General features: G+C 71.0%; 19 protein-coding genes and 3 pseudogenes. 10 read left to right on the forward strand and 12 right to left on the reverse strand.

Going from position 1 to position 20,021, the window contains the following annotated elements; translation table 11 throughout:
• Positions 1–50: 50 nt before the first annotated feature.
• The 10 genes and pseudogenes from ACZ5XS_RS44385 to ACZ5XS_RS44430 all read right to left on the reverse strand — a co-directional run.
• A pseudogene (locus tag ACZ5XS_RS44385) lies at positions 51–233 on the reverse strand (phospholipase); the annotation flags it as partial.
• A gap of 105 nt (positions 234–338) precedes the next feature.
• Positions 339–938, reverse strand: a complete 600-nt coding sequence (locus ACZ5XS_RS44390; RefSeq protein WP_468661330.1) for a hypothetical protein — start codon at positions 936–938, stop codon at positions 339–341.
• A 6-nt stretch (positions 939–944) separates the two neighbouring features.
• Entirely contained in the window at positions 945–1,811 is an 867-nt protein-coding gene (locus ACZ5XS_RS44395) for a carbohydrate ABC transporter permease (RefSeq protein WP_468661332.1), read from the reverse strand.
• Positions 1,808–2,752 (reverse strand): carbohydrate ABC transporter permease, encoded by a 945-nt coding sequence (locus ACZ5XS_RS44400; protein ID WP_468661334.1) that lies wholly within the window; start codon positions 2,750–2,752, stop codon positions 1,808–1,810. The genes ACZ5XS_RS44395 and ACZ5XS_RS44400 overlap by 4 nt, the downstream gene beginning before the upstream one ends.
• On the reverse strand, positions 2,749–4,032 hold the full coding sequence (locus tag ACZ5XS_RS44405) for an ABC transporter substrate-binding protein (protein ID WP_468661336.1): 1,284 nt from the start codon (positions 4,030–4,032) through the stop codon (positions 2,749–2,751). The genes ACZ5XS_RS44400 and ACZ5XS_RS44405 overlap by 4 nt, the downstream gene beginning before the upstream one ends.
• 87 nt (positions 4,033–4,119) lie before the next feature.
• Positions 4,120–4,881 (reverse strand): cupin domain-containing protein, encoded by a 762-nt coding sequence (locus tag ACZ5XS_RS44410; protein WP_468661338.1) that lies wholly within the window; start codon positions 4,879–4,881, stop codon positions 4,120–4,122.
• Entirely contained in the window at positions 4,875–5,801 is a 927-nt protein-coding gene (locus ACZ5XS_RS44415; RefSeq protein ID WP_468661340.1) for a DUF6807 domain-containing protein, read from the reverse strand. The genes ACZ5XS_RS44410 and ACZ5XS_RS44415 overlap by 7 nt, the downstream gene beginning before the upstream one ends.
• Complete coding sequence (locus ACZ5XS_RS44420) at positions 5,798–6,913, reverse strand: Gfo/Idh/MocA family protein (protein WP_468661342.1); 1,116 nt, start codon at positions 6,911–6,913, stop codon at positions 5,798–5,800. The genes ACZ5XS_RS44415 and ACZ5XS_RS44420 overlap by 4 nt, the downstream gene beginning before the upstream one ends.
• Positions 6,914–7,054: 141 nt before the next feature.
• On the reverse strand, positions 7,055–7,624 hold the full coding sequence (locus ACZ5XS_RS44425) for a hypothetical protein (protein ID WP_468661344.1): 570 nt from the start codon (positions 7,622–7,624) through the stop codon (positions 7,055–7,057).
• Positions 7,625–7,653: 29 nt separating this feature from the next.
• Positions 7,654–8,430, reverse strand: a complete 777-nt coding sequence (locus tag ACZ5XS_RS44430) for a class I SAM-dependent methyltransferase (protein ID WP_468661345.1) — start codon at positions 8,428–8,430, stop codon at positions 7,654–7,656.
• 163 nt (positions 8,431–8,593) lie between these two features.
• Here ACZ5XS_RS44430 and ACZ5XS_RS44435 point away from each other — a divergent pair, with 163 nt between their 5' ends.
• The 3 genes and pseudogenes from ACZ5XS_RS44435 to ACZ5XS_RS44445 all read left to right on the forward strand — a co-directional run.
• Positions 8,594–9,844 (forward strand): sensor histidine kinase, encoded by a 1,251-nt coding sequence (locus ACZ5XS_RS44435; protein ID WP_468661347.1) that lies wholly within the window; start codon positions 8,594–8,596, stop codon positions 9,842–9,844.
• Positions 9,841–10,470 carry a response regulator gene (locus ACZ5XS_RS44440; RefSeq protein ID WP_217240799.1) on the forward strand — a complete coding sequence of 210 codons (630 nt, stop codon included), beginning with the start codon at positions 9,841–9,843 and terminating at the stop codon, positions 10,468–10,470. The genes ACZ5XS_RS44435 and ACZ5XS_RS44440 overlap by 4 nt, the downstream gene beginning before the upstream one ends.
• A gap of 155 nt (positions 10,471–10,625) precedes the next feature.
• Positions 10,626–11,162, forward strand: a pseudogene (locus ACZ5XS_RS44445) (Bug family tripartite tricarboxylate transporter substrate binding protein); the annotation flags it as partial.
• A 257-nt stretch (positions 11,163–11,419) separates the two neighbouring features.
• On the opposite strand, the gene ACZ5XS_RS44450 reads toward ACZ5XS_RS44445, so the two are convergent.
• Positions 11,420–12,223 carry a FadR/GntR family transcriptional regulator gene (locus ACZ5XS_RS44450; RefSeq protein WP_468661349.1) on the reverse strand — a complete coding sequence of 268 codons (804 nt, stop codon included), beginning with the start codon at positions 12,221–12,223 and terminating at the stop codon, positions 11,420–11,422.
• Positions 12,224–12,424: 201 nt separating this feature from the next.
• Here ACZ5XS_RS44450 and ACZ5XS_RS44455 point away from each other — a divergent pair, with 201 nt between their 5' ends.
• From ACZ5XS_RS44455 to ACZ5XS_RS44480, 6 genes are read left to right on the forward strand one after another with little or no spacing between them, the layout of a single operon-like run.
• Positions 12,425–13,321: a proline iminopeptidase-family hydrolase gene (locus tag ACZ5XS_RS44455; RefSeq protein WP_468661351.1), complete on the forward strand. Its 897-nt coding sequence runs from the start codon at positions 12,425–12,427 to the stop codon at positions 13,319–13,321.
• Positions 13,322–13,342: 21 nt separating this feature from the next.
• Positions 13,343–15,067, forward strand: a complete 1,725-nt coding sequence (locus ACZ5XS_RS44460) for an ABC transporter substrate-binding protein (RefSeq protein ID WP_468661353.1) — start codon at positions 13,343–13,345, stop codon at positions 15,065–15,067.
• Complete coding sequence (locus ACZ5XS_RS44465) at positions 15,064–16,089, forward strand: ABC transporter permease (protein ID WP_468661355.1); 1,026 nt, start codon at positions 15,064–15,066, stop codon at positions 16,087–16,089. Before ACZ5XS_RS44460 ends, ACZ5XS_RS44465 begins: the two co-directional genes overlap by 4 nt.
• Before the next feature lie 5 nt (positions 16,090–16,094).
• Positions 16,095–17,063: an ABC transporter permease gene (locus ACZ5XS_RS44470; RefSeq protein WP_468661357.1), complete on the forward strand. Its 969-nt coding sequence runs from the start codon at positions 16,095–16,097 to the stop codon at positions 17,061–17,063.
• Positions 17,056–18,105: an ABC transporter ATP-binding protein gene (locus ACZ5XS_RS44475; RefSeq protein ID WP_468661359.1), complete on the forward strand. Its 1,050-nt coding sequence runs from the start codon at positions 17,056–17,058 to the stop codon at positions 18,103–18,105. The genes ACZ5XS_RS44470 and ACZ5XS_RS44475 overlap by 8 nt, the downstream gene beginning before the upstream one ends.
• A gap of 14 nt (positions 18,106–18,119) precedes the next feature.
• Positions 18,120–19,169, forward strand: coding sequence for an ABC transporter ATP-binding protein (locus tag ACZ5XS_RS44480; RefSeq protein ID WP_468661361.1), 1,050 nt, complete (start codon positions 18,120–18,122; stop codon positions 19,167–19,169).
• Between the two features lie 42 nt (positions 19,170–19,211).
• Here the strand turns inward: ACZ5XS_RS44480 and ACZ5XS_RS44485 are convergent, their stop codons facing one another.
• Complete coding sequence (locus tag ACZ5XS_RS44485) at positions 19,212–19,643, reverse strand: peptidoglycan-binding domain-containing protein (protein ID WP_468661363.1); 432 nt, start codon at positions 19,641–19,643, stop codon at positions 19,212–19,214.
• A gap of 217 nt (positions 19,644–19,860) precedes the next feature.
• On the opposite strand from ACZ5XS_RS44485, the pseudogene ACZ5XS_RS44490 reads away from it, so the two are divergent.
• Positions 19,861–20,021, forward strand: a pseudogene (locus tag ACZ5XS_RS44490) (threonine dehydratase); the annotation flags it as partial.

Here is a 20,021-nt window from a genome sequence, read left to right on the forward strand (position 1 = left end):
CCGGACCAGACGCGGCGACGCTCCGCGTCGCAACCATCAGATTCGCTTCACCACCGGGCTGAAGCCCGATGCACTGCGAATGAATCCCGGTAGCTGGACGCGCTGGTCCCGGTCCAGTTCGCGAGGACCTGGGGCTTGTCGGCGGGAGCCGCGTCGGCTGCTGCGGCGGTGCCGACGACGGTGATCAGGGCCAGAGTCGAGGCGGCCATTGCGGTGGCGATTCTGCGGTGCATCCCACACCTCCATGAGACTGCGACCCGCCCATCGGGTCGCAGGTTCATGACAAGATGATTGACACCTCAAGTGGCCCTTCACACCGCAAGTCCCCTAATGGGCCATTAACTTTCGGATGTGACACCCTTTCGGACATCGACGGCGGTGAGCGCCAAGGCCAGCGGCCCCGGCGCCAGGAAAGCGAGCGGCAGCAGCATCCACCCGCACAGAACGGTCGTCGCCACCGCGAGCAGCACCAGGGCGGAACCGCCCGGATCCCGTACGGCGTTGCGCGCGGCCTCGCGCAGGGCGCCCGGCCAGTCGGTGAGCGACTCGGGGCGCGCACAGGCCCGGAGGCCCACCACCAGGGCGCACGCACCGATCGCCGCGGCCAGCGTCGCGAACAACGGCGCTCCCGGCAGTCCCGCCCCGGCCAGCGCGAGGTCCGCGGCGAACAGCAGCGCGCCCGCCAGGGCGACGGCCCCCGCCGCCAGGTCGCCGGCCCGCAGCCTTCGCCGTAGAACCGCGAAGTACCGGCCGGCCGTGGCGGGTTGCCCCTGGCCCGCGCCCCGCAGCACCGCGCACGCGCTCGACAGCGCGGCCGGGGCGGTCACCAGCGGCAGGCAGGCCACGGCCGTGGCGAGGCCGACGCTCAGTACGTCGGCGAACAGGGTCATCCGGGGTCCGAAGATCTCGCCCGGTTCACGCGTCCGCATCTCACCCATGCCCGTTCACCCCTTGAGTCCGGAGCTGGCCATGCCCTCCACCAGGAAGCGCTGGAAGGCGAGGAAGAACAGCACGATCGGCAGCAGAGCGATCACCGACATCGCGAACATGGGGCCGAACGACGACTGGCTGGAGGCGTCCACGAAGGACCGCAGGGCGAGCGTGAGCGTGAACTTGTCCGGGTCGAAGAGGTAGATGAGCTGGGTGAAGAAGTCGTTCCAGGTCCAGATGAAGGTGAAGATCGCCGTCGTGATCAGCGCGGGCCGGGTGAGCGGCAGCACGATCAGGAAGAAGCTGCGGAAGGGGCCGCAGCCGTCGATGCGGGCCGCCTCCTCCAGCTCCCGCGGCAGACCGCGCATGAACTGCACGATGAGGAAGACGAAGAAGGCCTCGGTGGCGAGGAACTTGGGCAGGATCAGCGGCCAGTAGGTGTTCACCAGGCCGAGCTGGTTGAAGATGATGTACTGCGGGATCAGGATCGCGTGGTGCGGCAGCATGATCGTCACGATCATGAAGGCGAACAGCGGTCCCCGGAACCGGAATCGAAGCCGCGCGAAGGCGTAGGCGGCGAGCGAACAGCTGATGACGTTGCCGAGGACGGCGCCGCCCGCGATCAGCAGCGAGTTGGACAGCAGCCGCCACACCGACACGTCGTTGACGCCCTCGAAGGCGGTCTCGTAGTTGGACCACTCCAGGTGCCCGGGCAGCAGGTCGAGGCTGGCGATGACCTCGTCGGCGGGCTTGAGCGAGGTGGCGAGCAGCCAGGCCAGCGGATAGAGCATGACCAGCAGGGCGGCCAGGCAGCCGAGGTGCAGGGCGACGCGGCCCCAGCGAACAGGCTTACGGGCAGCGGCAGTTGATGCGGCGGTCATCGGTCCCCCTCGGATGCGTAGAAGACCCAGGAACGCGAGGTGCGGAACAGCACCGCCGTGACGACGCCGATGACGAGGAGCAGCACCCAGGCCATGGCGGAGGCGTAGCCCATGTGGGAGGCGACGAAGCCGCGGTCGTAGAGGTACATCGTGTAGACGAGGGTGGAGTCGGCGGGGCCGCCCTTGCCGGCGCTGACCGCGAAGGCGGGGGTGAACACCTGGAAGGCCTGGATGGTCTGCAGCACCAGGTTGAAGAACAGGACCGGTGACAGCATCGGCACGGTGACGGACCGGAACTGCCGCCACCTGCCCGCCCCGTCCACGGCCGCGGCCTCGTACAGCTCGGCCGGTATCTGCTGGAGGCCGGCGAGGAAGATGACCATCGGCGCGCCGAACTGCCACACCGTCAGCAGGGCCACCGACAGCAGCGCCCAGCCGGGCTTGTTGACCCAGCCGCCGGTGCCGAGCAGGTTGTCCACCGTGCCGCCGTCGTTGAAGATCGCCCGCCAGACGAGGGCGATGGACATGGACGCGCCGAGCAGCGAAGGGGCGTAGAAGGCGGAGCGGTAGAAGCCCTTGCCGGCCTTCATGGACTTCAGGGCGAGCGCGACGACGAGTGCGAGCGCGAGTTGGAGGGGCACCGCGATGACGACGTACGTCAGCGTCGTCACGACCGAGCGCCAGTACCGCGGGTCCTCGGTGAACATCTGCGTGTAGTTGCGCAGGCCCACCCAGTGCGGTGGGTCGAAGAGGTTGTAGTCGGTGAAGGACAGGTACAGCGACACGGCCATCGGCAGCAGCGTCAGGGCGATCGCGCCGAGCACCCAGGGCGACAGGAACACCCAGGCGGCGCCCTCGCGTTCGCGCCGGGGGCGGCGTTTGGGTGCCGTCGCGGGCCGCTTCGGGTGTGCGGTGGGCGCGGGGATGTCGGTGGTGGTCATGACCTCAGCTCCGCCTTCGCCTCGGTGACGTAGTTCTCGGCCGCCTCGCGGGGAGACATGCGCTCGTAGGACACCTGGTCGTAGTCGCGCTGGAAGGTGGTCTGCAGGGCGTTGTCACCGGAGGGCGGGGCCTGCGGGGGGTCCTTGAGGGTGCCTTCGAGGGACGACTGGAAGTCGGCGACCGTCTTGTCGAAGTCCTTCAGCTGCGGCGCGGTCTCCTCGCGGATGGTCTCGTTGACGGGGATGCCCCGGGTGGCCCCGAGGACCTTCGCCGCGTCCTGGTCGTTGAGGAGGAAGTCGACGAGCCGGGCCGCCTCCTTGGCGTGGCCGGTGTTGGCGGAGACGCCGAGGAACATCGACGGCTTGAAGTACTGGCCGGGGGTGCCGTCCGGGCCGGACGGCATCGGGGCGAGGGCGATCCCGTCCGGGATGAGGGCGAGGTAACCGCTGGCCGGGGCGTCCCAGTTCATGTCGCTGACGGCCTTGCCGCGCCCGAGCGGGGTGTTCTCGACGGATCCGTCCAGCTGGGTGGTCTGCTCGGCGGGCGAGACGGCGCCCTCACGCCGGAGCTCGTCGGTGAACGTCCACCACTCGGTCAGGTCGTCGGCGGTGAAGCCGAGCCCGCCCGCCTTCGTGTAGAGGGCCTTGCCCTGTCCGCGCAGCCAGACCTCGAAGGCGTCCTCGCTCTGGCCCGGGTCGGTGGCCCCCGGCCGGCCGGTCCTCTTCGCCAGCGCGCGCACGGCGTCGGCCCAGTCGTCCCAGGTCCAGCCCCGGCGTGGGAGCGGTACTCCCGATTCCTTCCACGCCTGGACGTCGTGGACGACGGTCTCGGTGCCGCGGCCCTGCGGGATCGCGTACTGCGTGCCGTCCACCCGGCCGGTGGCGAGCAGGCCCTGGTCGATCTCGGACGTGCGCAGGACGGACTTCTGCTTCGCCAGGTCGAGCAGGACACCGCCGGAGGCGTACTGGTCGATCTGTCGGTAGTCGAGCTGCATCACGTCGGGTGCGTCGCCGCCCGTGGCCTGGACGGCGAGCTTCTGTTTGTAGGCGTCGTAGCCGGAGAACGAGGTCTGCACCTCGATGTCCGGGTGCCGCTTCTCGAACAGGGCGACGGCCTGCTCGGTGCGCTCCGCGCGGTCGGGGTTGCCCCACCACGTGTAGCGCAGCACGGCCTGGCCGCCGCCGGCCGACTCCTCGGATCCCCCGCAGCCGGCCAGCACCGCGCAGAGCACGAGTGCGACGGCCGACGCGCAGAACCCCTTTGTCCTGTGTCCGGGCATGCCGAGGTCACCTCTCTTTCCCTCGGGTCCTTCTTGACGACCCCCCCGGTGGACGCCCCCCGTTCCCCCCGTGTGCAGGCCCCCCTGTCACCCGCCCCGGTGGGGCAGGGTCGTCCCCGGCAGCGCGTACTCGTCCCGCCGGCCGCACATCCCGTAGCCGCCGAGCCGGGTGGGCGCGGCCTCGTACGCGGTCGCCTCGCCGAGATACGCCGGCTCACCGTCCGCCAGCGCGTCCAGCTGGGCGCCGGTGCGTTCGGCGGTGGCCAGCGCCCCGGCCCGCCACAGCTCGCGCCAGGCCGGCACCTTGGCGCGCACCAGACGGGCGGCGGTGCGCTGGAACTCCCGGTACGGGCCGCTGTCGCCGGCGACGAGAGCCTCGCGCAGACCGAGGTAGCCCTCGACGGCGAGGTCCCTGCGGCGGCGCGCCGCCGCGGCCGTCTCCGGTCCGGTGCCGGGCGGAAGCGTGGCCGCCGCCGCGTACGCGTCGGGGTCGGCCAGGATCTCGGGCGGGAAGGTGAAGACGGCGTCCCCGGCCTCCGGCAGCCCGCTGTTCTGCATCAGGACGGTGATGCGCAGATCACCGCCCTGCACCATGCGGTGCACGGTGCCCGGTGTGAACCAGGCGACCGAGCCCGCCTCCAGCGGGATGTCCCGGTAGCCGTCGGGGCTCAGCGTCTGTACCGCGCCGCGCCCGCCGGTCACGACGTACGCCTCCGTGCACACCAGGTGCAGGTGCGGGCTGCCGCCGCACACACCGTCGGCGGCCTCCCAGTCGTACGCACTCAGGTGGGACAGGCCGACGGCGCCGGGCAGAGGGTGCGGAAGGGTGGGCTTGGGCTCGTTCACCACGGCAGGCCCTCCAGGTGGGTGGCGACGCGGTCACCGTCCCAGGCTCCGTCGGCGACGACCAGCCGGTAGCGGTACGCGAAGGACTCGCCCGGCGGCAGCTCGAACTCCTCGAAGAACGCCCAGGAGAACGCGACCGTCGGGAACGGTTCGGAGCGCACGAACCAGTGCGACTCGTGGACGGCGCTCTTCGGGTCGAGATTCTCGGGGGCGTGCGCGAAGACGAGCGTGGAGTGCCCGTCGACCTCGTCGTGCTCGGTGGTGAAGGCGAGCCAGGGGCTCTGGGTGCCCATCAGCTTGTCGGCGTCGGGGCCGGTGTCCGGGGCGAAGACGGTACCGCCGGTGAAGTCGCGCGGGCCGCGCCACTGCAGGCCGGTGTAGCCGGCCATCTCACGGCCCGCGGTGGTCGGGGAACCGAAGGCGAGGGGCTCGGCACGGAGGTTGGTGAGCCGGATCGACCAGTCGAGGGTCCAGGCACCGGCCTCCTCGTCGACCGAGTGCACGGACAGACCGCGCTCCTCGCGCGCCCACTCGGCGCCGCCGTTCTCCACCCAGGTCAGCTCCTCGGTGAAGGCCAGCCGGTCGTCCGCGACCGCGAACGCCGGGAATCCGTCGTGCCGCATCGAGCCGACGCGCTCGGGCAGGGGCAGGTAGCCCTGGCCGTGCACGTAGCAGTTGCCGCCCCAGAAGTTCTGGCCGGACAGGTGGCTGGACGTCATCTGCAGGCCCTTGTGCCAGCGGTGGTCGTTCGGGCGGTACCCGGTCACCGTGCGCCCGGCGAGCGTGCGGACCGGGTGGGCGTAGGGCTTGCGGGACTCGAAGGCCTCGGGATCGGGGCGGTAGACGTAGCGGAGGATCTCCGTGCCGTCCGCCGCCTCGACCGCGATGTGCTCGCCGTGGACGTGGCTGACGCGGATGCTCATGCGCGCTCCTTGGGGGCCCAGTGGGGGTGGTCTCCGTGCATGGCCGGGTAGAACGGGTCGCCGGGTGCGATCTCGCCCGCCTGCACCGGGTTGCCGGTGAACGCGGCCTTGTAGAGGGCGGCGGCGAATTCCAGCGTGGCACGGGCCTCCGGGCCACTGGTCGGCGGCCTGACACCGTTGTCGTACGCGTCGAGCAGGGCGCCGAGCTGTGCGGTGTGCGAGCTGGGCACGTCGGCGGCGGGGGTGGACCAGGCGGCGGCGCGCTCGGAGCCGACGTGCGGGGCCGGGGTGTAGACCCAGTCCTCGTTGCGGTGCCCGTACAGGTGGGTGAGCTCGACGGTCGCGTCGGCGCAGTCGATGCGGATGCGGCTGACCTCGTCCGGGGAGAGCACGCTGTTGACGACGGTGGCGAGGGCGCCGTTCTCGAACCGGACCAGGGCCGTGGAGACGTCCTCGCTCTCGGTGTCGTGGACCAGGCGCGCCGCCATGGCCCGGATCTCCGTCCACGGGCCGAGCAGGTGCAGCAGCAGGTCGTACTGGTGGATGCCGTGCCCCATGGTCGGCCCGCCGCCCTCGGTGGCCCACTTGCCGCGCCACGGGACGGAGTAGTAGGCCGCGTCGCGGTGCCAGGTGGTCTGGCAGTGTGCGACCCGCGGGGCGCCCAGCTCACCGCTCGCGATCAGTTCACGGGCGTGGACGGCGCCGGAGCCGTAGCGGTGCTGGAAGACCACGGCCGCGTACGCCCCCGAGGCCTCCTCCGCCGCCGCGATCTCGTCGTACTCGGCGAGCGACAGGGTCAGCGGCTTCTCGCACAGCACCCAGGCACCGGCCTTCAGCGCCGCCACCGTCTGCTCCCGGTGCAGGGACGGCGGGGTGCCGATGAGCACCAGGTCGGGGCGTACGGCGTCCAGCATCGCGTCCATCGACGTGTACCCGGCGACCACCTCCCCCGCGAGCTCCCGGAAGGCGTCGAGTCTGCCCGGGTCGACGTCGACGGCGGCGACCAGTTCCGCCCGGTCAGAGTGGGCTCTGAGAGCCGGCAGGTGACTGCCGCTGACGATGGCACCGGTCCCGACGACGGCGACACGACGGCGGGCTGGGAGCGGGGGCATGCGGTACTCCTCGGAACAGCTTGCGGACGCACGTAGAAAGCGCTTGCCGCGAGCGAGCCTAGGCGCCGGAGAATGTACGGACAACCCCCTGACGGCGACGAAGGTGGCAAAGCGCTCCGGCGGACGAAGGCCGCGGGAAGCTCAGCGGGGGATCTCGTCCACCTCGCCGAACCCGTCCGTCCGGCTCCACTCCAGCCGCGTCAGCCACTCGGTGGAGACCCTGGTGAAGCGCAGCCGCCGCAAGCCGTCCACGGCGGTGACCTTCTCCCAGCCGTCGAAGTTCCTGCTGAGCCTGGTGTCCCACCGTGCCGGGTCCGCGGTGCCGACCGCGGCGACCGACTCCGTCGGCGGTTCGCCGTCCGCGCAGTAGTGCCCCCAGTCCGCGATGACGGCGACCGTGCCGTCGAACGCCTCGACCGTCATGCTCCGGCACGGATCCGACGAGGTCGCGTGCACCACGTGCGGCTCGCTCCACATCCCCGTTCCGGCGTCCCGGTGCTGCTCCAGAAGCCCGCGGCCGGCGACGTACGACAGTCCCACGCGCCGGCCGTCGGCCAGCACGACCTCCTCGTCGAACCGGGCCGGCGTCGGCGAGGCGGGCCTGCTGTCGCTCTCGCCTCCCCCGCCCCGCGACGGTCCGCAGGCCACCACGGCCGACAACGCCATCGCCACTCCGGCCGGCACCAGCAGCCGGCCACCCCGCATCCGCATGTCGCTCAGCATGCCCTCTGGAACGGCGATCAGGAGCCGTGGGTCACGCGGATCTTCGACTGGCCGTGCGGGAGGCGCTCCCAGTCGTCCATGAAGCGGGCCCGCAGGCCGTGCCGTTCGGCCAGGGCCACGAGCGTCTCGGTGCGGTAGTAGAAGTCCTCCCGCAGCACGTGGTGCTCCTCGCCCTCGGTGCGGTCGAACGTGAAGTCGAACCAGCCGCCCGGGGCGAGGACCCGGCCGACGTGGGCCAGGCATTCGTCGATCACCGGGAGCGGCGAGTGGGAGAAGACGCTGTGCGCGTGCACCACGTCGAAGTGGGCGTCGGGCAGGAACCGCAGTGTCAGGTCCCGGACCGGGGTCAGGGTCGGGAGCCGCTGCTGCAGGCCCATCTCCACGATGGTGTCCTGCGCGGCGACGAGGATGTCGGGCGAGATGTCGATGCCGTGGTAGTGCCCGGGCTCCAGGTGCCGGATGAACCGCCAGCCGCCCCGCAGGTTGCCGCAGCCGATCTCCAATATGCGGTGCTCGGGACGCAGGCCGTGCTCGATCAGGTAGTCGAACTGCATCGCCCCCAGTGCGAGCCACCGCTCACGGCTGCCGCTGCCGACCGCCGCGTCCGGATCGGTCCTGGTGTCGGAGCGCATCACGGCACGGTAGTAGGAGACATGGTCGGTGTGGCGGTGGCGCAGCCACAGGTCCCGGGCGGCGCGCGCCACGTGGCGGGGCACCCGGTCGGGGTGGCGCAGGGCGTAGCCGAGACGGTGGCCGAGGGCCGAGCGGTCGGCGGTGAGGTTCTTGGCGGGCATCTGGTCGCTGCCTTTCCGAGCGGTACGGGGTCTGGTTTCAGCCTCGGTGCGGAGCGATGCGAACGGCTCGGTCATCAGGGTGCGGTGCCGGAGCGGTTCAGGCGACCGGTGGGTCAGCCGATCGGTTGATGCGGCCGCGCGTCGGACGCGTTAGACACGGAGGATGAGACACACCGATCCGGACGAACGCTGGCTGGGCGCGGTCGTGCACGGCGCGTTCTTCCTGCTGCTCGGCTCCTCGTTCGCCCGCTTCCTGACCCGCGACCAGGGCGGGACGCGCACCGGGTGGGTGGTGGCCCTGTTCGCGGTCTTCTGTCTGCTGTACGTCCTCGGCCGCTTCCTGGCTCCGGCGCCGCGCCCCGGCTCGCCGCCCGCCACGCGCCATCTGGTGTGGCTGGGCTCGGTGTCCGTGGTCTGGGTCGTGCTCCTCGCTCTCACGCCGAGCGCCACCTGGTGCGCGATGCCCCTGCTGTTCGCCAATCTGCACGCGCTGCCCCCACGGATCGCGGTGCCGGTGGCGGGCGTGCTCACCGCACTGGTCGTCGCCTCCCAAGTGCGGGTCGCCGAGGGCACGTTGAACCCCAACGTGATCGTCGCCCCGCCGGCCGTCGCCGCGGTCGCCACCGCCGTGATGGTCCATCTGCAGCGTCAGGGGGCCCGGCAGCGCGTCCTGATCGAGGACCTGGTCCGTACCCGGCACGAGCTGGCGGTCACCGAGCGGCGGGCGGGAGTCCTGGCGGAGCGCCAGCGGCTGTCCACGGAGATCCACGACACCCTGGCGCAGGGCCTGTCCAGTCAGCGGATGCTGCTCCAGGCCGCCGGGCGGGTCTGGGACACGGACCCGGAAGCGGCCCGCGAGCACGTCCGCGGGGCGGCGGAGATCACCTCCCGGAGCCTCGCGGAGGCCCGCCGGTTCGTGCACGACCTGGCGCCGGCCGACCTCGCCGAGCACACGCTGCCGGGCGCGCTCGCCGTACTCGCGGAACGGGAGAGGGGTCCTGGGCTGACCGTGGAGTTCCGGCTCGACGGCGAGCCGGGCAGGCTGCCGGAACGGGTCGAGGCGGCGCTGCTGCGCATCGCCCAGGGGGCGCTGGCCAATGTGCGCGAGCACGCGGCGGCGACCCGGGCCGCGCTGACCCTGACCTGTCTGGACGACCAGATCTCACTCGACGTCGCCGACAACGGTCGCGGCTTCGACGTGGACCGCCCGCGTGATCCGTCCGGGCCGGAGCCGAGCCGGGGACGCGGGCACGGGCTGCCCGCCATGCGCATCCGGGCCGGGCAGGCGGGCGGCACGCTCACCGTGGAGTCCACGCCCGGCGAGGGCACCGTCGTGTCCGCGGCGATCCCCCTGGCACCCTTGGCGTCCGCGGTCCGTCCCGTCTCGCACACCCCGAAGGAGCCCGTTCTGTGACGCCCGTGCGCCTGCTGTTGTGCGACGACCACGCCGTGGTGCGCGCGGGGCTGCGCGCGCTGCTGTCCAGCGCCGACGGCATCGACGTGGTCGGTGAGGCGGCCACCGGCGAGGAGGCGCTCGCCATGGCCGCCCGGCTGCGCCCCGATGTCGTGCTGATGGACCTCCAGCTCGACGGCGGGATGGACGGCGTGACGGCCACGCGACATCTGACCGCCGACGGCGGGGAAGGTCCCCGCGTCCTGGTCCTGACGATGTTCGACACCGACGCCGACGTCACCCGGGCCATCGAGGCGGGCGCCACCGGCTACCTCCTCAAGGCCGAGCACCCCGACGAGCTGTTCGCGGCGATCCGCAACGCGGCGTCCGGCCGCACCGCCCTGTCGGCGCCGGTGGCCGACCGGTTGATGACCCGGCTGCGCAGCCCGCGGCCCACCCTGTCCGCGCGCGAACACGAGATCCTCGGGCAGCTCGCCCGCGGCCTGGGCAACCGGGAGATCGCCCGTGCCCTGTTCATCAGCGAGGCGACGGTCAAGACCCACCTCGGGCGGATCTACGGCAAGTTGGGCGTCGAGACCAGGGCCGGCGCGGTGGCGGTCGCCAAGGAGAGGCGGCTGCTGACCTGACGGCCTCGTACGCCCCCGGGGCCGGAGCCGGGGCCTGTCGTCACATTCCCGTCGTCCGCCGAAGGGCGGGCCCTGCGGCGTCAGGTGCGTGCTCTCGGCGTGCCGGGCGCAGGCCCTCGTACTGGTCGTACGTGGGCCTGCGCCCGGTGCGGCGCCCGATCGCCCGCCTCACCGTGGAGCAGGACGTCGTCGTGGTCGCCAAGGACTCGCCGTACAAGACGATCGACGAGCTGATCGGTGCCTGGAAGGAGGATCCCGGCAAGCTCCCGGTGGGCGGCGGGCCGGACCACCTCGCGCCGATGCTGATGGCCCAGGCCGCCGGTATCGCGCCGAAGCAGGTCAACTACATCCCCTTCGACGGCGGCGGCGAACTCCTCGCCTCGATCCTCGGCAGCAAGGTCGCCTTCGGGGTGTCCGGCGTCGGCGAGTACGTCGGCCAGATCAAGGCGGGCGAGCTGCGGATCCTCGCGGTGACCGGCCCCGAGCGGGTGGCCGAGCTGGATGCGCCCATCCTCAAGGAGTCCGGCTACGACGTCGACTTCACCAACTGGCGGGGCATCGTCGCCCCGCCCGGCCCGTCCGGGGCCGAGCGCGACAAGCTCGTCCGGCTGGTCGAGGACCTGCACGACTCGCCCGAGTGGCGCAGGTCGCTGGAGAAGAACGGCTGGGACGACGCGTTCCTGACCGGCGAGAGGTGCGCCCTGCAGATCAGCGACGGCAGTGTGAAGGGCCTGGTCGACACGCCGTTCGCGGTGACGGTGTACGCGGTGATCGCACTGCTGCTGGCCTGGCCGCTGCTGAAGGGGCTCGTGGTCCGGGCCCGCGCGGGCACCTGATGCCGGCGTCGGGGCGCGGTACGTCCGTGCGTATCGCGCCCCGGCGTTCTCCGTGGCCGCGGAAGTTCTGGATCCCGCGACTCGAACGCCGCCGACCGCTGACGAGTACCGGGTCACGACCCCGCGGCGCGGACCCGGGCCAGTACGTCACGGATCATCTCGGCGCTGATCAAGAAGTGCTCCCGGGCGATCTCCTCGGCCCGCTCGGGCTCGCCCGCGGCGATGGCCTCGTACAGGGCCGTGTGGCCCTCGCCGGCCCGGTGGAAGTGGGAACGCTCGCCCTTGCCCCACGGCTCGATCGGGAAGCCGAGGCTGATCCGGGTCAGCAGGTCCCGGCTGAGCAGGGCGATCTGCGGATTGCGGGTGGCCTCGCAGATGCTCTGGTGGAACGCGCTGTCGGCGGCCTGTTCCTCGCGGGGCGTGCTCGCGGAGAGGTGCGCGGCCAGGGCCTCACGCATCGGCTCCAGGTCCTTCGGCCGTCGGCGGCGGGCCGCCGTCGCGGCCACCATGCCCTCCACCAGACCGCGCAGGTCGAAGAGCTGCTCGAACTCCTCCCACCGGGGCAGCAGCGTACGGCGGACCGCGGCCGCGGAGGACTCGCTCCAGCTCTCGCGCACGAAGGCTCCTCCGCTGCGGCCGCGGCGGATCTCGATGACGCCCAGGGCCTGGAGGCGTCCGACGGCCTCGCGCACGGTGGGGCGGCTCACCCGCAGCAGCCCGGTGAGCTCGCGTTCGGCCGGCAGCCGTTCGCCCGGCAGGAAGTCCCCGACGGCGATCGCGGTGAGCAGTCGGTCGGAGACCTCGTCGACCGCCGAGGCCACGCGCACCGGGCGCAGCGACGACGACGGAGTGCCGCCGAGGAGAACGCGGTCGAGCACGCGGGAGAACTCGTCTGCCGGTTCGGGTGACTCAGGCACGGATGTCAGCTGTCCTCCTCGTCGGGCACCGCTTCTGTGAACGGGCGGGGGCCACGTAAACACGCCGTTACGTCTTGCCCCGGCACCGCTAAAAGGTCTTGTGCGCTGACCTTTTACCCCATCACTATCTCATCCATCCGTCACACCCATCTCGTTTCAGACAGCGGCCGGCTGATTCCGGCCAGTCTGGGAGGCTTCCTCGTGGCGATCCCCGAACCGAACCACACCGGAACCGTCGACTTCAACGGCTGGTCCACCTGGTACCGGATCACGGGCGAACCGGGCAGGACACCCTTGGTCGTCCTGCACGGCGGACCCGGTGCCGGCCACAACTACACCCTCAGCATCGCGGGCATCGCCGAGCAGGGCCGCCCCGTGGTGCACTACGACCAGCTGGGCACCGGACTGTCCACCCACCTGCCCCACGAGGGCGCCGACTTCTGGACGGTCCAGCTCTTCCTCGACGAACTCGACACCCTCCTCAAGACGCTGGGCATCGCCGAGTCCTACCACGTCCTCGGCCAGTCCTGGGGCGGCATGCTCGCCGCCGAGCACGCCGTACGCCGCCCACCCGGGCTGCGCGGCCTGATCATCGCCGACTCCCCCGCCTCCATGGAGCTGTGGCTGTCGGCGGCGAACGAACTGCGCGGCGAGCTCCCGCCTGAGGTCCAGCAGACCCTGCTGGCCCATGAGACGGCCGGAACCACCGACGACCCCGCCTACCGCGCGGCCGAGCAGGTCTTCAACGAGCGCCATGTGTGCCGCCTCGTCCCCAACCCGCCTGAAGTACAGGCCACTTGGGACAACATCGCGGCCGATCCGACCGTGTACCACACCATGAACGGGCCCAACGAGTTCCATGTCGTCGGCACGCTCAAAAACTGGTCCGTGATCGACCGGCTGCACCTGGTCGAGGCGCCGACCCTGCTGGTGTCCGGGCGGTACGACGAGGCCACTCCCGAGACCGTCCGCCCCTTCGCCGACCGCATTCCCGACGTGCGCTGGCACCTGTTCGAGCACTCCAGCCACATGCCGCACGTCGAGGAGGAGGAGCTCTTCCTCCGGGTCGTCGGCGAGTTCCTCGACTCCACCGACTGATCCCCCGACGGGAGTTCCTGGATGTCCAGCAACACGAGACGGAGCGCGCTCGCCGCCGCCGCCGTCGCCCTCGCCCTGACCGCCGCCGCCTGTTCGTCCTCCGGCGACGAGTCCTCCTCGGACCCCACCGCGTCCACGTCCGGCTCCGGTTCGTCCGCCTTCCAGCCGCAGCACAAGGGCGGCACGCTGAAACTGGTCGCCCACGCGGCCGCCGGCAGCCTGGACCCGCAGGTCAACTACACACTCCAGTACTGGCAGTTGTACCAGTCGATGTACGACGGGCTGCTCGCGTTCAAGAAGGTCGGCGGGCAGCAGTCGTTCACCGTCGTCCCGGACCTGGCGACAGCCATGCCGAAGGTGACCAACGGCGGCAGGACGTACACCTTCACCCTCCGCAAGGGCATCACCTTCTCCAACGGCAAGGCACTGACCACCGACGACGTGGTGGCGTCCTTCCAGCGCATCTTCAAGGTCTCCAGCCCCACCGCGGGCACCTTCTACAACGGCATCGTCGGAGCCGACGCCTGCCTGAAGAAGCCCGCCTCCTGCACCCTCGCGGGAGGCGTGACCGGCGACGCGAAGGCGAACACGGTCACCGTCAACCTCACCGCCCCGGACACGGAGTTCCCGTACAAGCTGGCCGTCCCGCACGCCAGCGTCGTACCGAAGGACTCACCGGCGAAGGACGCCGGCACCAAGCCGCTGCCCACGACCGGCCCGTACATGGCCGCCTCCTACGACCCGAACCGGGCACTGAAGCTGGTGCGCAACCCGCACTTCAAGGAGTGGTCACGGGAGGGCCAGCCCGAGGGCTACCCCGACGTCATCGACTACACCTTCGGGCAGACCGTCGAGTCCGAGGTCACCGCCGTCGAGAACGGCCAGGCGGACTGGATGTACGACCCGCCGCCCGCCGACCGGCTGAACGAGATCGGCACCAAGTACGCCTCCCAGGCGCACGTGAATCCGCTGACCGCGTTCTGGTACGCCACGCTGAACGTCAACATGGCGCCGTTCAACAACAAGCTGGCCCGTCAGGCGATCAACTGGGCCGTCGACCGGTCCGCCGTGGTGCGGCTGTACGGCGGCACGAACCTCGCCTCCCCCGCGTGCACGATCCTGCCGCCGGGCTTCCCCGGGCACACCGACGCGTGCGCCTACACCAAGGGCGGCGGCAAGACCTGGTCGGCCGCGGACCTGGCCAAGGCCAAGGAACTGGTGAAGCAGTCGGGTACGGCCGGGCAGGAGGTCGGCATCGTCGTCCAGGACGACGACGTCAACAAGTCGATCGGGCAGTACCTGCAGAGCCTGCTCACCCAGCTCGGCTACAAGGCGACGCTCAAGCCGCTGTCGGGCAACATCCAGTTCACCTACATCCAGAACACCAAGAACAAGGTCCAGCTCGCCCTGACGTCCTGGTACCAGGACTATCCGGCGGCCTCGGACTTCCTCAACGTGCTGCTGTCCTGCGCCTCGTTCCGCCCCGGCAGCGACTCCAGCATCAACATCTCCGGATTCTGCGACAAGGGCATCGACGCGAAGATGAAGAGCGCGCTGGACACCGGGCAGACCGACCAGAAGAGCGCCGACCGGCAGTGGGGCGCCATCGACCAGGACATCATGGCCGAGTCCCCGGTCGTCCCGCTGATCAACCCGAAGATCATCGACTTCACGTCGAAGCGGGTCGGCAACTACCAGTTCAGCAAGCAGTTCTACATGCTCGTCGGGCAGCTGTGGGTCAAATGAGCCGCACGCTCCCCGTCCCCGCCACGGAGGCCCGGCGTTCGCCGGGCCCCTGGCGGACGGCCGCCGCCGACCTGTCTCGCAACAGGCCGGCGCTGGCCGCGGCCGTCGTCCTGCTCCTCGTCGTGCTGGCGAGCCTGTGCGCGCCGCTGTACGCGGACCACATCGCCCACACCGACCCGTTCCAGTCCCACGTCTCCGGCACCACGGTCGTCGGCGGCAGGACCGTGCCCGTGCTCACCCCCAGCAGCACCGGCCTCGGTCTCGGGGTCACGCCCATCGGCCCCACCTGGGACCCCGCCCACTACTTCCTCGGCGCCGACAACCAGGGCCGCGACGTCATGGCCCGCCTGCTGTACGGCGGCCGCACCAGCCTGCTCATCGGGGTCGGCGCGGCGCTGCTGACCTGCCTGGCCGGTACGGCCGTCGGAGTCGTCGCCGGCTACGCGGGCGGTGTCGTGGACGCCGTCGTCTCCCGGATCCTGGACGTGATCTGGGCGTTCCCGGTGTACCTGCTGGCGATCTGTCTGTCGGTCGTGCTGCTCACCAACGGACTGCGCCTGGGTCCGCTCACCGTGGACGCGGGAAGCCTATGGCTCCCCGTGGCGATCATCGCGGCGATCTATGTGCCGTACATCGCCCGGCCGTTGCGCGGTCAGGTCCTGGTGCTGCGCAACAAGGAGTACATCCAGGCCGCCGTCGGCTCCGGCTCGCCCACCGTGCGCATCCTGCGCCGGGAGGTACTGCCGAACGTCCTGCCCACGGCGATCGTCTTCGTCCCCCTGATGACCGCGCTGGCCATGCTCACCGAGTCGGCCCTGTCCTTCCTGTCCGTCGGCGTCCAGCCACCCGACGCCAGCTGGGGCACGATCATCGAGGACGGCCTGGGACTGCTCTACACCCGCCCCGCCGTCACGATCGCCCCGGGACTCCTGATCGCCCTCACCACGGCCGCGCTCAACGTCCTCGGCGACGGCGTGCGGGACGCGCTCGATCCGGGCGCCCGGCTGCGGGGAGGAGTGTGAGCCCGATGCTCCGTTTCGTCGTCAAGCGCTTCGCCTCGGCCCTGCTGGTGATGTTCGCCATCAGCGTGCTGGTGTTCCTGATCTTCTTCGCCACCCCGGGAGTCGACCCCGCGGCCCGCATCGCGGGACGCAACGCCGATCCGGCCACACTCGCCCAGGTCCGGCACTCCTTCGGCCTCGACCGGGCGATGCCCGTCCGCTATCTGCTGATGATGCGTCACCTGCTCGTCGACCGGGACCTGGAGTCGTTCGTCAACCGGGGCTCCCGCGTCATCCCGCAGATCGTGCAGGCGATGCCCGTGACGCTGTCGCTCGTGGTGGGAGCGGCGATCATCTGGATGGCCGTCGGCATCCTCATGGGCACGGCGGCGGCGACCTTCCGCGGCAGGGCCGCCGATCCGCTGATCATGCTGGTCGGCGTCGTCGGTGTCTCCCTGCCGGCCTACTGGCTCGGCGAGGTCGTCAACCTCATCACCCAGAAACAGCTGCACGACTCGGTGTTCTCCTGGGTGCCACCGCCCGGATACGTCGGCCTGAGCCAGGACCCGGGCCAGTGGGCGCTGCACCTGCTGTTCCCGTGGCTGACCCTGGCGCTGCTGTACGCCGGGATCTACGCCCGGCTGCTGCGCGGCGAGGTCGTCAGCGCCCTCAACGAGGACTACGTCCGCACCGCCCGGGCCAAGGGCCTGTCCGAGCGCCGGATCCTCGTCCGCCACGCCCTGCGCTGCTCGCTGATCCCGATCGTGTCGCTGTTCGGCCTGGACTTCGGCGCCCTCGTGGGCGGCGCCGCGCTGCTCACCGAGGTGGTCTTCGGCCTGCCCGGCATCGGCAAGCTCACCTTCGACGCCCTGCAGAACCTGGACCTCCCCGTGATCATGGGGACCGTCCTGTACGCGGCGTTCTTCGTGGTCCTCGCCAACGCACTGGTGGACGTCCTGTACGCGCGACTCGATCCGAGGGCCCGCCATGCCTGAGCCTTTGCTGGACGTACGAGATCTGCGGGTGTCCTTCCGCACCCGCACCGGCCCGGTCACTGCCGTCGACGGACTGTCCTTCACTGTCGCCCCCGGCGAAGTCCTCGGCATCGTGGGCGAGTCCGGCTCGGGCAAGAGCGTGTCGATGCTGGCCGTCCTGCGCCTGCTGACCAACCCGAACGTGACCGTGTCGGGAGAGGTCCGCTTCCGCGGACAGGACCTGCTCGCCCTCCCCGACAAGGAGATGCGCGCGCTGCGGGGCAGGCAGATCGCCATGGTCTTCCAGGACCCGATGACCGCGCTGACCCCCGTGTACACCGTGGGCTGGCAGATCGCCGAGCAGATCCGGGCGCACGAGCGGGTCTCCCGCAAGGAGGCACACGCCCGCGCGGTCCGGCTGCTCTCCGACGTCGGCATCCCCGACGCGGCCTCCCGGGTGAACGCCTACCCGCACGAGTTCTCCGGCGGCATGCGCCAGCGCGCGGTCATCGCGATGGCCCTCTCCTGCGACCCCGCGCTGCTGATCGCCGACGAACCGACCACGGCGCTCGACGTGACGGTCCAGGCGCAGATCCTGGACCTGGTGCACGCGCTCAACACGCGCGGTTCGGCGGTGGTCCTCATCACGCACGACATGGGTGTGATCTCCCAGATCGCCGACCGGGTCCTGGTCATGTACGGCGGCCGGGCGGCGGAGGACGGCCCGCGCCGGGCGGTGTTCCACGGCCCTCGCCACCCGTACACCTGGGGCCTGCTCGACTCCGTGCCCCGCGTCGGCGGACCCCGGCTGCGGCGGCTTCCCACCATCGCGGGCGTGCCCGTCTCACCCGGCAGCCTGCCGGAGGGATGCGCGTTCGCGCCGCGCTGCCGGCTGCGTCACGACCGGTGCGAGGAGCGGCCCGCACTGTCCGCGGGCGGCTTCGACGACACCACCCACCGCGACGCCTGCTGGCTGCCGCCCGAGGACCGCGCGTCGCTGCGGCTCACGGCACGCGCGGCGGCGACCGACGTACCCGACGTGCACAGGGAGGCGACACCGTGACGGCGCAGAGCATCATGGCGGTGAACGGCGACGGCGGCGCCCGGACGGGCGGCGAGGTACTGCTGCGCGCCTCGGACGTCACCAAGCACTACCCCCTGCGCGCGGACCCGCTGTCCCGACGCCGCAAAGTGCTGCGCGCCGTGGACGGCGTGTCCCTCGAAGTCCGCACCGGGGAGACCCTGGGCATCGTCGGCGAGTCCGGCTGCGGCAAGTCCACCCTCGGCCGCTGTCTGGTCCGGCTCACCGAACTCACGGGCGGCCGGGTCGAGTTCGACGGACTGGACATCACCACCCTGTCCACACGGCGGCTGCGGCCCGTGCGTCCGGGGATGCAGCTCGTCTTCCAGGACCCGCAGGCCTCCCTCAACCCCCGGCGCCGCGCCGGGGACATCGTGGCCGAACCCCTGCTGGTGCACCGCTACGGCGACGCCGCCGCGGTCCGCCGCCGGGTCGCCGAGCTCTTCGACGTCGTGGGCCTGGCCGCGGCACACCTGGACCGGTACCCGCACGAGTTCTCCGGCGGCCAGCGTCAGCGCATCGGCATCGCCCGGGCCCTGGCCACCGCTCCCAAGCTGATCGTCGCCGACGAGCCGGTGTCCGCCCTAGACGTGTCGATCCAGGCCCAGGTACTGAACCTCTTCGCCGATCTCCAGGAGGAGTTCGCGCTCACCTACGTCTTCATCGCCCACGACCTCGGTGTGGTCCGTCACGTGTCGGACCGGATCGCCGTCATGTACCTCGGCGAGATCGTCGAACTCGCCGAGACGGAGGCACTGTACGAGGCCCCGGCCCACCCCTACACGCAGGCGCTGTTGTCGGCGGTCCCGGACATCGACGACGGCAGCTCAGCGACGAGCACATCGGCCCGGGAACGCATCGTCCTCACCGGCGAAGTGCCCAACCCGGTGGACAAACCGACGGGCTGCCCGTTCCGCACCCGCTGCCCCTACGCACGCGAGCGGTGCGCCCTGGAACGGCCCCGGCTCACCCCCACGGCCCCGGGCCGCCACACCGCCTGCCACTTCCCGCTGACGGACCCGGCAGGGCCCGTTCCATTCGCCTGATCGCACGCACCTGACCGGGCGCGGTGCACCACGTCGCGACCGTCAGCAGAAGGGAGCGCCTGGCGCGTTGGCCCAGAAGGAAAGGAACGACCAGGTCTGGGCTCCGATGCGCCCGTCGACGACGATGTGGGCACATCGCTGGAAGTCCAATGTCGCGGACTGAGTGAGCCGGCCGAAGTCTCCGTCCTCGGCCAGGCCGCTTCCTATGGCCTGATTCAGGTAGCACTGGGCTTGCTGGACTGCCGACCCGGATGAACCCAGGAGAAGACTCGGTCGGCTGTCGGTGTAGTTGCATACGTCGTCCGGTCCCTGGGTCACAAGGCCTGTTGGACTCTTCAACTTGTGTGCGGCCTGGGTGCTGGTCACTGCCGCGGTCTCGGACATGCTCTGCGATGCCGCTACAGCCGGTGCTCCCGCAAGAGAAAGGGGAAGAGCCAGTGCCGCTGCGGCGGTGAGTACACGTCGCATCCTCATCACCTCCAGGGAGGGTGCCCTTTTCTCATCGTGCGCTTCCCTCACCTGGGCTGCATCTCGGGGAGGGCTGTCGAGGCCCCCCTGCGTGCGCGCCGAATTTCGGATCCGGCCCGGCTGGCGTCCGTCGCCGACACCTCAACTTCCGCACAGCTCTTGGCAGTTGCTCATGGAATCGTTGCTCATGGAATCAGTGCCCGTGGCGCTACGCTGCTGTGTCGTGCAGGAGACGCGCCTCGACACTGCTCGGATCAGGGCGGCCCGCCGGTTGATCGACCCGCTCTTTCTCGACACTCCGCTGTACCGCTGCGAGGCGCTGGAGCCCGGCCTCGGGTGCACGGTGAGTATCAAGCTCGAAACGGCGAACCCGGTCCGCAGCTT

It is taken from the genome of Streptomyces sp. NPDC033131 (genome assembly GCF_055578365.1).

Bases quoted from the DNA above. Each gene is read 5' to 3' on its own strand.
- ACZ5XS_RS44390 (WP_468661330.1), bottom strand. From the start codon at position 938: ATGGGTGAGATGCGGACGCGTGAACCGGGCGAGATCTTCGGACCCCGG.
- ACZ5XS_RS44395 (WP_468661332.1), bottom strand. From the start codon at position 1,811: ATGACCGCCGCATCAACTGCCGCTGCCCGTAAGCCTGTTCGCTGGGGC.
- ACZ5XS_RS44400 (WP_468661334.1), bottom strand. From the start codon at position 2,752: ATGACCACCACCGACATCCCCGCGCCCACCGCACACCCGAAGCGGCCC.
- ACZ5XS_RS44405 (WP_468661336.1), bottom strand. From the start codon at position 4,032: ATGCCCGGACACAGGACAAAGGGGTTCTGCGCGTCGGCCGTCGCACTC.
- ACZ5XS_RS44415 (WP_468661340.1), bottom strand. From the start codon at position 5,801: ATGAGCATCCGCGTCAGCCACGTCCACGGCGAGCACATCGCGGTCGAG.
- ACZ5XS_RS44420 (WP_468661342.1), bottom strand. From the start codon at position 6,913: ATGCCCCCGCTCCCAGCCCGCCGTCGTGTCGCCGTCGTCGGGACCGGT.
- ACZ5XS_RS44425 (WP_468661344.1), bottom strand. From the start codon at position 7,624: ATGCGGATGCGGGGTGGCCGGCTGCTGGTGCCGGCCGGAGTGGCGATG.
- ACZ5XS_RS44430 (WP_468661345.1), bottom strand. From the start codon at position 8,430: ATGCCCGCCAAGAACCTCACCGCCGACCGCTCGGCCCTCGGCCACCGT.
- ACZ5XS_RS44435 (WP_468661347.1), top strand. From the start codon at position 8,594: ATGAGACACACCGATCCGGACGAACGCTGGCTGGGCGCGGTCGTGCAC.
- ACZ5XS_RS44460 (WP_468661353.1), top strand. From the start codon at position 13,343: ATGTCCAGCAACACGAGACGGAGCGCGCTCGCCGCCGCCGCCGTCGCC.
- ACZ5XS_RS44465 (WP_468661355.1), top strand. From the start codon at position 15,064: ATGAGCCGCACGCTCCCCGTCCCCGCCACGGAGGCCCGGCGTTCGCCG.
- ACZ5XS_RS44470 (WP_468661357.1), top strand. From the start codon at position 16,095: ATGCTCCGTTTCGTCGTCAAGCGCTTCGCCTCGGCCCTGCTGGTGATG.
- ACZ5XS_RS44475 (WP_468661359.1), top strand. From the start codon at position 17,056: ATGCCTGAGCCTTTGCTGGACGTACGAGATCTGCGGGTGTCCTTCCGC.
- ACZ5XS_RS44480 (WP_468661361.1), top strand. From the start codon at position 18,120: ATGGCGGTGAACGGCGACGGCGGCGCCCGGACGGGCGGCGAGGTACTG.
- ACZ5XS_RS44485 (WP_468661363.1), bottom strand. From the start codon at position 19,643: ATGAGGATGCGACGTGTACTCACCGCCGCAGCGGCACTGGCTCTTCCC.